The 12,970-nt window shown below is 66.5% G+C and carries 14 protein-coding genes; 7 read left to right on the forward strand and 7 right to left on the reverse strand.

Annotated features, from left to right (window positions below):
• Genes ispD through rlmB form a run of 4 tightly spaced genes read left to right on the forward strand, consistent with a single transcriptional unit; the run spans position 1 to position 3,561 of the window.
• Positions 1-678 (forward strand): 2-C-methyl-D-erythritol 4-phosphate cytidylyltransferase, encoded by a 678-nt coding sequence (ispD, locus tag CH283_RS00750; protein WP_094640923.1) that lies wholly within the window; start codon positions 1-3, stop codon positions 676-678.
• Positions 675-1,139, forward strand: coding sequence for a 2-C-methyl-D-erythritol 2,4-cyclodiphosphate synthase (ispF, locus tag CH283_RS00755; protein ID WP_094640924.1), 465 nt, complete (start codon positions 675-677; stop codon positions 1,137-1,139). Before ispD ends, ispF begins: the two co-directional genes overlap by 4 nt.
• Before the next feature lie 23 nt (positions 1,140-1,162).
• Entirely contained in the window at positions 1,163-2,578 is a 1,416-nt protein-coding gene (gene cysS, locus CH283_RS00760; protein WP_094641406.1) for a cysteine--tRNA ligase, read from the forward strand.
• A complete protein-coding gene (rlmB, locus tag CH283_RS00765) occupies positions 2,578-3,561 on the forward strand; it encodes a 23S rRNA (guanosine(2251)-2'-O)-methyltransferase RlmB (RefSeq protein WP_068053760.1) in 984 nt (327 codons plus the stop codon). Before cysS ends, rlmB begins: the two co-directional genes overlap by 1 nt.
• A 2-nt stretch (positions 3,562-3,563) precedes the next feature.
• Here rlmB and CH283_RS00770 read toward each other — a convergent pair whose 3' ends face one another.
• Complete coding sequence (locus CH283_RS00770; RefSeq protein ID WP_094640925.1) at positions 3,564-4,337, reverse strand: IclR family transcriptional regulator domain-containing protein; 774 nt, start codon at positions 4,335-4,337, stop codon at positions 3,564-3,566.
• A 144-nt stretch (positions 4,338-4,481) separates the two neighbouring features.
• Here CH283_RS00770 and shiA point away from each other — a divergent pair, with 144 nt between their 5' ends.
• Positions 4,482-5,849, forward strand: coding sequence for a shikimate transporter (gene shiA / locus CH283_RS00775; protein WP_068053766.1), 1,368 nt, complete (start codon positions 4,482-4,484; stop codon positions 5,847-5,849).
• On the forward strand, positions 5,846-6,682 hold the full coding sequence (locus CH283_RS00780) for a shikimate dehydrogenase family protein (protein WP_068053769.1): 837 nt from the start codon (positions 5,846-5,848) through the stop codon (positions 6,680-6,682). Before shiA ends, CH283_RS00780 begins: the two co-directional genes overlap by 4 nt.
• Here the strand turns inward: CH283_RS00780 and CH283_RS00785 are convergent.
• The 6 genes from CH283_RS00785 to CH283_RS00810 are packed head-to-tail and all read right to left on the reverse strand — an operon-like array spanning position 6,672 to position 11,647.
• The gene (locus CH283_RS00785; protein WP_094640926.1) at positions 6,672-7,526 is read right to left on the reverse strand and encodes a biotin-dependent carboxyltransferase family protein; all 855 of its coding nucleotides are present in this window, start codon (positions 7,524-7,526) and stop codon (positions 6,672-6,674) included. The genes CH283_RS00780 and CH283_RS00785 overlap by 11 nt on opposite strands.
• Positions 7,523-8,125 carry a 5-oxoprolinase subunit PxpB gene (pxpB, locus tag CH283_RS00790; RefSeq protein ID WP_094640927.1) on the reverse strand — a complete coding sequence of 201 codons (603 nt, stop codon included), beginning with the start codon at positions 8,123-8,125 and terminating at the stop codon, positions 7,523-7,525. Before pxpB ends, CH283_RS00785 begins: the two co-directional genes overlap by 4 nt.
• Entirely contained in the window at positions 8,125-8,883 is a 759-nt protein-coding gene (locus tag CH283_RS00795; RefSeq protein ID WP_094641408.1) for a LamB/YcsF family protein, read from the reverse strand. Before CH283_RS00795 ends, pxpB begins: the two co-directional genes overlap by 1 nt.
• Positions 8,884-8,893: 10 nt before the next feature.
• Positions 8,894-9,772: a metal ABC transporter permease gene (locus CH283_RS00800; RefSeq protein WP_068053774.1), complete on the reverse strand. Its 879-nt coding sequence runs from the start codon at positions 9,770-9,772 to the stop codon at positions 8,894-8,896.
• Complete coding sequence (locus CH283_RS00805) at positions 9,769-10,602, reverse strand: metal ABC transporter ATP-binding protein (protein ID WP_094640928.1); 834 nt, start codon at positions 10,600-10,602, stop codon at positions 9,769-9,771. Before CH283_RS00805 ends, CH283_RS00800 begins: the two co-directional genes overlap by 4 nt.
• Positions 10,603-10,633: 31 nt before the next feature.
• Complete coding sequence (locus CH283_RS00810; protein ID WP_068053783.1) at positions 10,634-11,647, reverse strand: metal ABC transporter solute-binding protein, Zn/Mn family; 1,014 nt, start codon at positions 11,645-11,647, stop codon at positions 10,634-10,636.
• Between the two features lie 142 nt (positions 11,648-11,789).
• Here CH283_RS00810 and CH283_RS00815 point away from each other — a divergent pair, with 142 nt between their 5' ends.
• Positions 11,790-12,896, forward strand: a complete 1,107-nt coding sequence (locus CH283_RS00815; protein ID WP_094640929.1) for a LacI family DNA-binding transcriptional regulator — start codon at positions 11,790-11,792, stop codon at positions 12,894-12,896.
• Positions 12,897-12,970: the final 74 nt, after the last annotated feature.

Here is a 12,970-nt window from a genome sequence, read left to right on the forward strand (position 1 = left end):
GTGAACGGTACTTCCGGCGACGTGGTCGCCCTGGTACCCGCTGCAGGCAAAGGCCTTCGGCTCGGACACGACGAGCCGAAGGCATTCGTCTGTTTGGGTACGGACTCTCTCCTGACGCGGTCCGTCGACGGCCTCCGGGCCTCGGGTGCCGTCGACCGCATCGTCGTCATCGTGCCGACCGAGCTGCTCGACGCGGCCCGCCGTCATGTCGGCGACGACGTCGCGGTCGTGGCCGGAGGCCTCGAACGCACCGATTCGGTGCGCGCCGGTCTCGCCGCCGTCGGCGACGCAGCCGTCGTTCTCGTCCACGATGCCGCCCGCGCCCTCACCCCACCGACGCTGATCGCCCGCGTGGTGGCCGAGGTGCGCGCCGGCCGCTCCGCCGTCATCCCGGTTCTCCCGGTCGTCGACACCATCAAGGAAGTCGACATCATGGGCGCAGTGGTGGGTACCCCGGACCGCGCGAGCCTGCGCTCGGTACAGACCCCGCAGGGGTTCGACGCCGACGTCCTGCGCCGCGCGTACGACGCGACCACCGACATCTCCACCGACGACGCGGGCCTGGTCGAGCGCATCGGCGAGACCGTGCACACCATCGTCGGTGACGCCCTCGCGTTCAAGATCACCACCCCCCTCGACCTGCTGCTGGCCGAGGCACTGACGAGAGGCGATTCATGAGAGTCGGCATCGGTACCGATGTGCACCCCATCGCCCCCGGCCGGCCCTGCTGGCTGGCCGGATTGCTGTTCGACGACGCGGACGGACTCGACGGGCATTCCGACGGCGATGTCGCCTCCCACGCCCTGTGCGACGCGTTGCTGTCCGCGGCCGGACTGGGCGATCTCGGATCGGTGTTCGGGACGGGGCGTCCGGAATGGGACGGGGTCAGTGGAGCTGCCATGTTGACCGAGGTCAAACGCCTGCTCGACGCCGATGGATTCGCGATCGGCAACGCTGCGGTGCAGATCATCGGCAACAGGCCCAAGATCGGACCGCGCCGCGCCGAGGCCCAGGAAGTCCTCTCGCGGGTACTCGGAGCGCCGGTATCGGTGTCTGCGACCACCACCGACGGGCTCGGGCTGACCGGTCGGGGCGAAGGAATCGCGGCCATCGCGACCGCACTTGTCATGACGAGGTAAAACCACCGGTAGCATTGCTGGTCGTGACCCTTCACCTACACGACACCGAGACGAGGGCCCTGCGGGAATTCACCCCCTTGGTCCCTGGCCATGCATCGGTGTACCTGTGTGGGGCGACGGTGCAGGGTGAACCTCATATCGGTCACGTGCGCAGTGGCGTCGCGTTCGACGTACTGCGCCGCTGGCTGTTGGCGCACGACTACGACGTCGCCTTCGTTCGCAACGTCACCGACATCGATGACAAAATCCTGAACAAGGCGCGCGACGCCGGCCGGCCGTGGTGGGAATGGGCTGCGACGTACGAGCGGTCCTTCACCTGGGCGTACGACCGACTCGGCGTACTTCCGCCGTCGGCCGAGCCACGCGCCACCGGCCACATCACCCAGATGGTCCAGATGATCGAGCGACTGATCGAACGCGGCCATGCCTACGCCGACGAGTGCGGTGACGTCTACTTCGACGTGCAGAGCTTCCCGAGCTACGGCGCGCTGTCCGGTCACAAGCTCGACGACGTGCACCAGGGCGAGAGCGTCGCCGAGGGCAAACGCGACCCTCGCGATTTCACGCTGTGGAAGGGCGCGAAACCGGGTGAGCCGTCGTGGCCGACGCCGTGGGGCCCCGGACGGCCCGGCTGGCACCTCGAATGCTCCGCGATGGCGGAGAACTACCTCGGGCCGGATTTCGACATCCACTGCGGCGGAATGGATCTGGTGTTCCCGCACCACGAGAACGAGCGGGCCCAGTCCATGGCGGCCGGTGACGGCTTCTCGCGGTACTGGCTGCACAACGGCTGGGTGACGATGGGCGGCGAGAAGATGTCGAAGTCTCTCGGCAACGTGCTCTCGGTACCCAATGTGTTGAAAAAGTTTCGGCCGCAAGAACTTCGGTTCTATCTCGGTGGCGCGCACTATCGTTCGATGCTGGAGTACTCCGACACTGCGCTCGACACCGCGGCCGTGACCTACCGGGGTATCGAAGGGTTCGTTCGACGAGCCGTCGAACGTGCCGGCGAAGTGCCGCTGGGTAAGTGGACCGCCGGATTTGCCGAAGCCCTCGACGACGACCTCTCGGTTCCCAAGGCGTTGGCCGAGATTCACGCGACCGTCACTCTCGGCAACACTGCACTCGAATCCGGTGACCTACCGGCAGCGGTGGAGCACGCAGGCAGTGTCCGGGCGATGCTCGACATCCTCGGTGTCGACCCACTCGATCCGCACTGGGCCAGCGACAGCGGTTCCGACGCAGCAGCTCTCGGTGCCCTCGGCGTCCTCGTCGAGGCCGAGCTGGAGCGTCGAGCAACGGCGAAGGCGACCAAGGACTGGGCCGCCGCAGACGAGATACGGACGAGACTGGCCGAGGCCGGAGTAGACGTGACAGATACACCCAACGGGCCCGAATGGTCGCTGGGTACGAGCAAGACCGACGAAGCAGGTTTGTGATGGCAGGCAATTCGAGTAGGCGCGGCGCGATCCGCAAGGACGGCACCAAGAAGGGGCAGGTCGCCGGATCGGGCGGCAAGCGTCGGAAGGGTCTCGAAGGCCGCGGCGCGACGCCTCCCGCCTCCGAGCGCACCAAGCACCCCGCCGCGCGTCGGGCCAAGCTCGCCGAGAAGTCTGCCCAGAACCGTGGCGGTAACACCGGTGGCCGCGCGGGTGGACGACCGGCCGGACGCAAGGCCGAAGACGGTCCCGAGGTGGTGCTCGGTCGCAACCCGGTCGTCGAGTGCCTGCGTGCAGGCGTGCCCGCCACTGCACTGTGGGTCGCCGTCGGAACCGACAGCGACGATCGGCTCAAGGAAGCCGTGCAGCGTGCAGGCGATGCGCGGATCTCCATCCTCGAAGTTCCCCGCTCCGATCTGGACAAGCTCAGCGCCAACGGATTGCACCAGGGCCTGGCCCTGCAGGTGCCGCCGTACCGCTACGCGCACCCCGACGATCTGATCTCGAACGCGCGCACGCACCAGGAACCCGCACTGCTCGTCGCGCTCGACAACATCACCGACCCGCGCAACCTCGGTGCCGTCGTGCGATCGGTGGCTGCGTTCGGCGGCCACGGCGTCGTGATCCCGCAGCGACGCAGCGCGAGCGTGTCTGCGGTGGCATGGCGAACCAGTGCCGGCGCGGCAGCTCGCCTGCCCATCGCACGCGCAGTGAATCTGACTCGCACACTGAAGGATTGGCAGTCCAAGGGCGTCACCGTTGTCGGCCTCGACGCAGGCGGCGACACCGAACTCGACACCTTCGACGGCAAGGGCCCGGTGGTCATCGTCGTCGGGTCCGAGGGCAAGGGCCTCTCGCGTCTGGTCAGCGAGACCTGCGACCACATCCTGTCGATCCCGATGGCCGGCCCGGTGGAATCGCTCAACGCATCCGTCGCGGCGGGCGTCGTATTGGCGGACATCGCGCGGCAGCGTCGCGGGTAGTTCTACGTTCTGATGCGGCCTGCGGTCTCGTGCATCGCGGGAACGACGATATCGACCATGTCGGTGGCGCTGTAGTTCTTTGCGTGCAGTGATGTGTTCAGTGCTGCCACGACGGTGCCGTTGCTGTTACGCAACGGCACTGCGGCAGCACGCATTCCGACGTCCAGTTCGTCGACCACCTCGGACCAGCCGGCGTTGCGCACCCGAGTGATCTCGGCGCGCAGTGCATCTCGATCCACGAGCGTGCGCGGGGTCAGGGCTTCGATGGGGGCGTCGGTGAAATAGCGTTCGAGGTCGCTCTCGGAGAGGGCCGCGAGCAGCACTCGACCCGATGACGTCGCGTGCGCGGGGAATCGAGTGCCCAGCGTGATGACGACCCGCAACATGCGCGAGGACGGAACACGCGCGACATAGACGATGTCGAATCCGTCGAGGATGGCCACCGAGGTCGTTTCGCCCAATTGTCGTGCGAGCGCCTCGATGTGGGGTTCGGCCAGACGGGGTAGGTCCATTCCGGACAGGAACGAGAAACCCAGATTCATCACCCGCGGGGTGAGGGTGAACTGACGGCCGTCCTGGCGGACGAATCCCAGTTCTGCCAGCGTCAGCAACAGTCGACGGGCGGTCGCTCGGGTGACTCCGACGGCCTCGGCGACCTCGCTGAGGGTTCGGGCCGGGTGCGCGTCGTCGAAGCATTGCAGCACGCTCAGGCCGCGTTCGAGTGACTGCACGAACCAGGCGGGGCGTTGGTCGTCGGGAGCGATCTCGGCCGTCATGGTTCGAGTCTGCCTCATTGCTCTGTTCGCGCCGCATCACATCGCTCGGTGCTTGTGGTCTTGACCACAGGAGGCGCATCTGGTTACAGTTGTGCGAATAACAAACAACTGTGCGCTATCCGCACAAAATCGAAGGGCCGACAAGTGAACGTTGACGTCGCAGTCGCGGACGGATCCAGAGCACGGAAGGCTGCCATCGGCAGCTTCGTCGGTGCCGTGGTCGAGTGGTACGACTTCCTGCTGTACGGCATCATCGCCGCGCTGGTGTTCAACTCCCAGTTCTTTCCGAGCGTCTCGCCCGCCGTCGGCGTGATGGCCGCGTTCGCCACCTTCGGCGTCGGCTTTCTCTTCCGTCCTCTCGGCGGGATCTTCTTCGGCCACTTCGGTGACCGCCTCGGGCGCAAGCGCATGCTGATCTGGACGATGCTGCTGATGGGCGTCGCAACCGCGTTGATCGGCCTGGTTCCCAACTTCGAGTCGATCGGTTGGTTCGCGCCGCTACTGCTCGTGCTGCTGCGTGCGATCCAGGGCTTTGCGGTCGGTGGCGAATGGGGTGGCGCATCGCTGATGGCCGTCGAAAGTGCGCCGGCGAAGAAGAAGGCATTCTACAGCAGCGGCGTCCAGGTCGGCTACTCCGTCGGTCTCATCCTCGCGACCGGCGCGGTCACCATCATGAGCAACCTGCTCAGCGACGACGCATTCACCAGCTGGGGCTGGCGCGTACCGTTCCTGGCCAGCGCCGTGCTCGTACTGTTCGGCCTGTGGATCCGATCCGGTGTCGAAGAATCGCCCGTGTTCGAGCAGGCAGTCGAGGAGAGCGGCGAGAAGAAGAAGCTGCCGGTCATCCAGGCGATCACCGAGCACCCCGGTTCCTTCCTCAAGATCATCGCGCTGCGCATGGCCGAGCTGTTCACCATGTACATCGTCACCACGTTCGCCCTGAGCTACACCGTCAACGAACTCGGCTACGAGCGTCAGTTCATGCTCAACGTCGCGCTGCTGGTCGGTGCCATCGGCATCCTGAGCATCCCGACCTACGCGGCGATCGCCGACCGCTTCGGCCGCAAGCCGATCTTCGTCACCGGTGCCGTCGTCGGCGCACTGGCGGCCGTACCCTTCTTCCTGTCCCTGCAGGCAGCCTCGGTCGTCGCCATCGTGATCCTCGCCGTCATCCTGGTCAATGTCTCGCACGACATGGTGGTCTCGGTGCAGCAGCCGCTGTTCACCGAAATGTTCGGCCCCGAACTGCGCTACAGCGGAGCAGGTGTGGGCTACCAGGTCGCCAGCGCGATCGCCGGTGGCTTCACCCCCTTCATCGCAGCCGCTCTGGTCAGCTGGAACGACGGCTCCTGGCACTACGTCGCGGCGTACCTGGCCCTGGGCTGCATAATCTCGGCCGTGGTCGCAGCACTGATGAAGAACATGGGCTCCTCGGATGTCACCTCCATCTCCGATCAGGCCGCCCCTGCAGCAGAAGCCGTTGTTGCAGAGCGCGTCTCGAAGTCGGTATGAGCTCACTGACCCTGGTCGGCTCGCACGCGTCCACCGCGATGTCACCCGCGCTGTGGACGCGTGCGTTCGAGATCGCCGACGTGCCCTCCCGCTACGACGCCTGGGAGGTCGCCGACGTTGCCGACCTACCCGATGTCGAGGATGCCCTGCGGGGCGGCCGTACCGATGCTGCGAACGTGACCATGCCCTGGAAGCATTGGGCTGCAACGGTTGCCGACGAGGCGGATCCCGATGTGGTGGTGTCGGGGGTGGCGAATCTGTTGTTCCTGCGATCGGGTGCGCTGTTCGCCATGAACACCGATATCGCGGCGGTGCGAGCGGCGACCTCGGGACGTACCTTCGGCTCGGCGCTCCTGCTCGGAGCAGGTGGCGCCGCGCATGCGGCCGCGTTCGCGCTACAGGGCCACATCGAGAGGCTGGTGGTCTCGGATGTCGACAGTCGTGCGGCGGAAGGTCTCGTGGGCGAACTCGACGGCTACGACGGTTCCGCATCGGTCGTCGACTGGTCGGATCGAGCAGTGGATCTGGAGTGCTACGACCTGGTGATCAACGCGACGCCGATCGGCCGCGACGGCTCGGAGGATCAACTCGCCTGGGGTGCAGGTGAACTCGGGCCAACGGCGACGGTGTACGACTTCGTCTATGCCGACACGCGCAATGCCGTCGAGTCCTATGCGGCGGACCGAGGAATCGAACTGATCGACGGATGGACTCACCTGTTCCACCAGGCCGACGCCATGGTTCGCCCGCTCGGCCTGCCCGCTCGGATGTCGGATGCACTGCGTCGCAGCATTCGTGAGATCTGCCCCGCTGCAGCCGGGATCAACCGATAGCGCGGAAGTGTATCTGTGTTCCCGGCGTCAGCTGCGCGGCTGCGGAGACGTCTGCCGCAGTGACAACCGCGATCACCGGATAACCGCCCGTGACGGGGTGGTCGGCGAGAAACAGCACCGGCTGCCCGGACGGCGGAACCTGAAGCGCACCCAGAACCATTCCCTCACTGGCCAATTCGTCGTCTCTCGTGCGGCGCAAGGGTTCGGCACCGTCCAGCCTGATTCCGACGCGATCGGAATCCTGCGTGACGGTCCACGACTGCTCGAGCAGAATCGATCGGGCGCGCGCGGTGAACCAGTCTGCACGTGGACCGAAGGTGATGCGCAGTGTGTCGGGCCACGCGGGCGGTGGAACGAACTCTGCTGCAGGCCACTCGGCTTTGTCGTTCCCGACGGGCAGGGCGGTACCGGGGGAGACCACAGCCGGGCCGAGACCGGACATCGTGTCCGTCGACCGACTGCCGAGGACGGTAGGAACGCCGATCCCGCCCCGCCCCGCCAGGTAGCTACGTAGACCGCTTGTTGGCGTGGACAGCTCCAGTTCCTGCCCGGCTCGGAGGAGGATGGTCGAGTACAGACCCTGCTCCGCACCGTCCACGCGGCAGACCACGTGCGCCCCGGTGACGGCCACGATCGCGTCGAACTCGGCGCGGACCTTAAGCCCACCGAACGTCACTTCCAGTGTTGCGGCCTCGGAAGTGTTGCCCACCAGCCTGTTCGCTGCATCGTGCGAGAGCAGGTCTGCCGCCCCCGAGCGACCGACCCCGATCGACGCATGCCCCGGGCGACCGCGATCCTGCACGGTGCACAGTGGTCCCGTCTGCAGAACGGTGAGGGCTCTCATGCCTGCTCGAATCGGACGGTGGTGCCGGGCCGGAGCAGCGCCGGTGGGTCGCGGTCGAGGTTCCAGAGTGGTGTGTCGGTGCGGCCGATCAGCTGCCAACCGCCCGGCGAGGACCGCGGGTAGATGCCCGAGAATTCGCCTGCCAGGCCCACCGAACCGGCAGGGACGCTGGTGCGCGGCGACGAGCGGCGCGGGACGTGTAGCCGCTCATCGGTGCCGACGAGGTAGCCGAAGCCGGGCGCGAAGCCGCCGAATGCGACGGTCCACGTCTGATCGATATGTGCCGCAACGACGTCCGTGGTGGACAGCCCGGTCAGACGGGCGACGTCGTCGAGATCCTCGCCGTCGTAGACCACCTGGATCGTGACGGTCTCCGAGTGATCTCCATCGGACGTCACGGCGGATGACACTGCCGCGATCCAGTCCAGTATCGGTTGCTTCGGCCCGTCGAACATCACCAGCACGGTCCGAGCAGCGGGAACCAGATCGACGACGCCGGCCGGTGAGTCCAGCGTGAGCGCCCGGTAATACGCCATCGTCTCGTTCAGTCCGTCGAATTCGACGAGTGCTGCACCCTCGCCGGCAGAGAGGATGCGCATCAGACGAAAGCGGTGATATCGATGTCGTTGGCGCGGAGCAACTCCGAGACAGCAGTGGCCATCGCGACCGCGTCGGGGGAGTCGCCGTGCAGGCAGATCGATTCGGCCGCGACATCGATTCTCAAGCCGTCGATCGCCCGGGTCGTGCCGTCGGTGATCATGGTCAACACGCGCTGGGCTACGGCGTCGGGATCGGACAGTACTGCGCCGGGTTCCGAGCGCGAGACCAGCGTTCCCTGCGGGGTATACGCGCGGTCTGCGAAAGCCTCTGCGACGGTGCGCAGTCCGGCTCGCTCGGCTTCTTCGAGGAAGATCGAACCGGGGAGCCCCAGTACCGGCAGCGTGGGGTCGTAGGCGAGGACGGCGTCGACGACGGCCTTGGCCTGGCCGTGATGGTGCACGATCGCGTTGTACAGCGCCCCATGTGGTTTGACGTAGGCGATGGCCGATCCGGCGACCTGGGCGAGGCCGTCGAGTGCACCCATCTGATAGATCACGTCCGCGGTGAGGTCGGCGGGGGAGACGTCGAGAAAGCGTCGGCCGAACCCGGCGAGGTCGTGGTAGCCCACCTGCGCTCCGATGCGTACGTCCGCTGCCGCGGCCGAGCGGCACGTACGCAGCAGAGTGGTCGGATCACCGGCATGGAAGCCGCACGCGACGTTGGCGCTCGACACCAGGGCGAGCATCGCGTCGTCGTCGCCGAGAGTCCATGCACCGTAGCTTTCGCCGAGATCGGCGTTGAGATCGATGGACGTCACCCTCGACATCCTAGGCGGCGACGAGCCGTCCGGAATTGGCCTTGCGGGTTCCGCCGATCGCGCGGCAGACGAGGTAGATGACGAACGAGATTGTGGTGACGAACGTCGACACCGGCAGGCCCGGGGCGAGGGAGAGCAGGATGCCGCCGACGGCGGCGACCTCGGCGAACAGAATGGACAGCAGCGTCGCCTTGAGCGGGCTGGCCGTCACTCGCGCGGCAGCGGCGGCCGGGGTGATGAGCAGCGAGAGCACCAGCAGTGCGCCGACGATCTGGACGCCCAGTGCACAAGCGACGCCGACGAGTACGGCGAACACGACCGAGAGGGCGCGGACGGGAACGCCGCGGGCCAGCGCCACCTCGGGGTCGGTGCTGGCGAACAGCAGCGGCCGGTAGACGACGGTGAGCACGATCAGTACCAACACCGCGCAGACCAGCAGCAGCTGGATACCGCTCTGTCCGACGCCGACGATCTGGCCGATGAGCAGCGAGAAGCTGGTTCCGGTTCGGCCGGGGTAGAGCCAGATGAACAGCACCGACAGTCCGAGGCCGAAGGACATGATGACGCCGATGACCGAGTCGCGGTCGCGGGCCTTGCTACCGAGCAGCGCGAACATCACCGCTGCGACAACGGATCCGACGATGGCTCCGAGGCCCACGGTGATGCCGACGAGCAGGGCTGCGGACGCACCGGTGAGCGAGAGTTCGCTGGATCCGTGCACGGCGAACGCCCACTGGCGGCTGACGATCAACGGTCCGAGGGCACCGGCGAGCAGCCCGAGAATGGCGGCGGCTATGAGTGCCTGCTGGACGAAGTCGTATGTCAGCAGGTTGGCGGTGGTGTCGAAGTCGAGCATCTTCGAGAATGCGTCGAGAACCTTCTCGTTCATGCCTTGTCTTCTCTGTCGTGCGGCACGGGTGGGTGGTGTGCGCCGGCCGAGCCGAGCGCATCGATGGAATCGCCGGTTCCGACGACGATGAGCCGGCCGCGGACCTTCAGCACCTCGACCTCGGTGCCGTAGAGCTCCGAGAGGACCTCGGTGGTCATGACGTCCTCGGGAGTTCCGATGCGGAACCGGCCGTCGACGATGTAGACGATGCGGTCGACGAGGGGGAGGATCGGGTTGATCTCGTGCGTCACGAACAACACGGCGGTCTCGTGCTCCCGCCGTCGGCGATCGATGAGGCTCGAGACCAGGGATTGGTTGGCGAGATCGAGGCTGAGCAGGGGCTCGTCGCACAGCAGTACCGACGGATCGCCGACGAGTGCCTGGGCGATGCGCAGTCGCTGCTGCTCACCGCCGGACATGGAGCCGACCGGCGCACCCGCGAACGAGTTGGCGTCGACCTGATCGATCGCTCGCTGCACCGTCTCCTTGCGCCTTCGTATGCCGCGCAGGCCCATGCCCCACCGATGGCCGTCCCAGCCGAGGCCCACGAGGTCGCGTCCGCGCAGCGGCAGATCGTCGTCGATGTTGCGCTGCTGGGGGATGTAACCGACGCCCGACTGGCCGCGACGGACGGGATTGCCGTCGATCGCGGCCGTGCCGGACGTGAGGTGATTCTGGCCGAGCAACACTTTGAGCAAGGAGGTCTTACCCGAGCCATTGGGGCCGAGAACGGCGACGAACTCACCCTTCTCGACCGTCAGGTCCAGGTTCTGCCACAGCGTGCGCTCGCCGAACGCCAGTCCGGCATCGCGCAGTTCTACAGCAGGCATGTACTACAGCTTTCCATCACGCCGGTTCGGGTCAGGAGGCGGTGGTGAGCGCGGCCTGCAGATCCGTTGCAGCCTTGGTCTGCCATTCGAGATACGTCATGCCGGCAGGCAGCGTTTCGGTGACCTCGACGACGGGGATGCCGGCCGCCTCGCTGGTGGAACGGATGTCCTGGGTGACCGCATCCTCGGTCTGGATGTTGTAGATCAACGCGCGAACCGAGTTCGACGTGAACAGATCTCGCGTCGCAGCGATGGAAGCGGGCGAAGGATCGTTGCCTTCCTCGATGGAATCCTTGAAGTCCTCGGGGGTGCGATCGTCGAGATCGGATTCCTCGATGAGGTAGTGCGCGATCGGTTCGGTCTGTGCCACCGGTGCATTCGGGAAATCAGCGGCAATCTGTGCGGTCACGTCGGTGATGGCGTGGACCTGCTCGTGGAAGGTCTCGGCGTTGGCGGTGTACTGCGCGGCGTTGTCGGGGTCGAGCTGACCGAGCTTCTCGGCGATCTCCTCGGCGGTGTGCGCGGCGACCTCGGCGTTGTACCAGACGTGCTCGTTGACCTCACCGTGTGAATGGCCGTCCTCGCTCGCCGGTTCGGCTGCTGCTTCCGAGGTGGGCTCGTCGGAGGAGTGATCGTGGCTGTCGTCGAGCAGCGTGAAAGCGTCGACGGACGGTACGTTCTGGCCCTCGGAGGCGAGGATGTCCTCGATGAACTCGTCGTAGCCGCCACCGTTGTAGACCACCAGCGAAGCCTCGGCGACGGCGGCAGCATCGGCCGGGCTGGCCTCGTAGGAGTGCGGGTCGGCAGAGGGATCGGAGATGATCGACGTCACTGTCGCCAAGTCGCCTGCGACTGCCTCGGCGACGCTTCCCCACACGTTCGTGGATGCAACGATCGTGATCGGTCCGTCGACGGCGGTGGCCGGTGCGGACTCGGTGCTCGCGGATTCGGTGGAGCTGCACGCGCTGAGCGTGAGCGCTGCGGCGCAGGTCAGGCCCAGTACGGCCGTGAGCTTGGTCCGGGACGCGCGATGGTTGGACGACATCGATGTACTCCTGATGAGCGGAACTTGACGCTAATGGAAACCGTTACCGTTGTACTCTAGCGCGCAGTGGGGTGGCGGATCGAATCGGATGAACGCGACCTCGAGTTTCTCTGCGCCGCGTTGTGGGACTAACGTCCCGGTTATGGCCAGGTCAAGCGAACCGCGACGTCAGGCGACGTTGGCGTCGATCGCTGCCGAGCTCAAGGTTTCTCGCACCACTGTCTCGAACGCCTACAACCGACCCGATCAGCTCTCCCCGGAGCTTCGCGAACGCGTGCTCCAGGCCGCGAAACGCCGCGGCTATGCCGGTCCCGACCCGGTCGCCCGATCGTTGCGCACCCGTAAAGCAGGTGCCATCGGGCTGCTCCTCACCGAAGCACTCAGTTACTCCTTCCGTGACCCAGCCGCGATGAGCTTCCTCGCCGGACTCGCCGAATCCTGCGAAGCCGCCGGACAGGGCCTGCTGCTGATCCCCGCCGGAGCCGAACGCGACGACGTGCAAGCCGCCGCTGTCGTCCAACAAGCCGGAGTCGACGGATTCGTCGTCTACTCCGTCGCCGACGACGACCCCTACCTCGCTGCCGTGCGCGAGCGCCACCTACCGATCGTCGTGTGCGACCAGCCCCGCAACATCCCCGAAGCCGCCCTCGTCGCCATCGACGACCGCGGCGCGATGAAAATGCTTGCCGCACATCTGATCTCGCTGGGCCACGAACACCTCGCGGTACTGTGCATGCGTCTCGGACGCGACCGCCGCGATGGCGTCGTACCCCCGGGGCGGTTGGCGGACAGTCACTTCCACGTCCAACGCGAACGCATCGCCGGAGTTCAGGCCGCCATGATCGACGCCGGACTCGACCCCGATACCCTCACCGTCGTCGAACGCTTCGACCACACCGTTCGCTCCGGCCACTCCGCCGCCGCCCAAGCACTGCAGGCCAACCGCGAAACCACCGCACTGCTGTGCACCACCGACGTCATTGCCCTCGGTGCACTCAACTTCGCCCGGGTCTCCGGAATCGATGTGCCGAGCCAACTCTCGGTCACCGGATTCGACGGCATCTCCGACGCCATCCGCGAAAACCTCACCACTGTGCGCCAGGACGCCGAGGAAAAAGGCCGTCGAGCAGGCAAACTGGTTCTCTCGTCCTCGCACTCGGGCATCGTCGCCGCCGAAACTCTGCCGACCGAACTCTTCCGCGGCCGAACTGCCGGACCGCCGCCGGAGCAACCGCCCGCTATCGCCTGAGCAGCCCCTCGCCCGGTTCACCCCCGTCCGACCGCCCGCCCTCGTTCGCCCGCCTCAGTTCGCGTCAATGGACC

This window comes from Rhodococcus sp. 05-2254-2 (assembly GCF_002259095.1).
Classification (GTDB): Bacteria; Actinomycetota; Actinomycetes; order Mycobacteriales; family Mycobacteriaceae; genus Rhodococcoides.